General features: G+C 57.7%; 2 protein-coding genes. Both read left to right on the top strand.

Going from position 1 to position 1,358, the window contains the following annotated elements:
- Window positions 1–299, top strand: a 299-nt coding sequence (locus AO388_RS02275; RefSeq protein WP_201786897.1) for a phage terminase small subunit P27 family, incomplete at its 5' end; no start/stop codon positions are given.
- Window positions 300–1,358 (top strand): terminase large subunit (locus AO388_RS02270; protein WP_161937149.1); only part of this gene is annotated, 1,059 nt, incomplete at its 3' end.

Genomic DNA, 1,358 nt, shown 5'->3' with positions numbered 1-1,358 from the left:
CCGAGCTTCTGCGTGAAAACGTGGTCGCGATAACTGATTTACACAACGTCGAAGCGTTCTGCGTTGCGTACGACAATTGGCGAATGGCGCAGGAGTCAGTACAGGCCTACGGCATCGTGGTTACTGGTGCCACCGGTGGACCGATGAAAAACCCGGCACTGACCGCCGCGAACGAAACGATGCGGCAAATGGTGACGTTCGGGGCGATGCTCGGCCTTGACCCGGCCAACCGCACACGTTTGATCGGAGGAAACAAGGAAAAAGAGACCAACGAATTCGCCGAACTATTGAGATCCTGAATGGCCAAGTCTGCCCACCCCAACGTTGATAAAGCGATGGTATGGGGTAGGTCTCTGCTACGCGGGAAGGTGCCAGCTTGTCGCTACATCCATCAGGCAGTGCAGCGCCATTTCGACGACATGGCAGCCAGCCGCAAGCGCGGGTTCAGATTCAAGTTCGATCCGGCGAAGGCTGAGAAAAAACTCAAGCTGATTCAGCTGTTGCCGCATACCAAGGGTGAATGGGCGTTCAAGCGTCAGCGAATCAGCCTTGAGCCATGGCAGCTTTTCGGTCTCGCCGTCACCTTCGGGTGGGTCAAGAAGAAGGGCGGGTACCGCCGGTTTCGTGAGAGCTATTGGGAGATTCCCCGCAAGAACGGAAAGTCGGTAGTTGCGGCCGGTGTCGGCATCAGCATGTTCGTTGCGGATGGTGAGTACGGCGCCGAGGTGTACGCAGGTGCTACCACTGAGAAGCAGGCTTGGGAGGTTTTCCGCCCTGCGAAACTGATGGTGGCCAAGTCACCCATGCTGGTCCAAGCGGCGGGCATCGAGGTCAACGCCTCGAACATGAATATTCCGTCTGACTTCAGTCGCTTCGAGCCACTTATTGGTGACCCTGGTGACGGCGCATCACCCAGTTGCGCGATCGTGGACGAATATCATGAGCACCGCACCTCGGCTCAGTACGACACCATGCTCACCGGTATGGGCGCCCGCCGACAACCGCTGATGTTCATCATCACCACTTCTGGCGCCGATATTGAGGGGCCCTGCTACGACAAGCGTCGCCAGGTCATTGAGATGCTGGAGGGCACTGTCCCAGACGATGAACTGTTCGGCTGGATCTGGACGCTTGATGAGGGCGACGATTGGACCGATCCCAAGATGTTGGCCAAGGCCAACCCCAACCACGGTGTGTCAGTGTTCCAGGAGTATCTGGAAAGCCAGCAGGCGCGGGCGATCCGCTCGGCTCGGTTCACCAACACCTTCAAAACGAAGCACCTCAACCTTTGGGTGAGCGCCAAGTCTGGCTTCTTCAACATGCAGGACTGGAAGTCCTGCGAGGACACCTCCCTTACG

Origin of the sequence: Pseudomonas sp. ICMP 10191, assembly GCF_001467335.1 — a bacterium.
In the GTDB taxonomy this organism is placed as follows: Bacteria; Pseudomonadota; Gammaproteobacteria; order Pseudomonadales; family Pseudomonadaceae; genus Aquipseudomonas; species Aquipseudomonas cerasi.
Note: the sequence above shows the minus strand (reverse complement) of the source record. Positions and strands in the feature narration are given on the sequence as shown.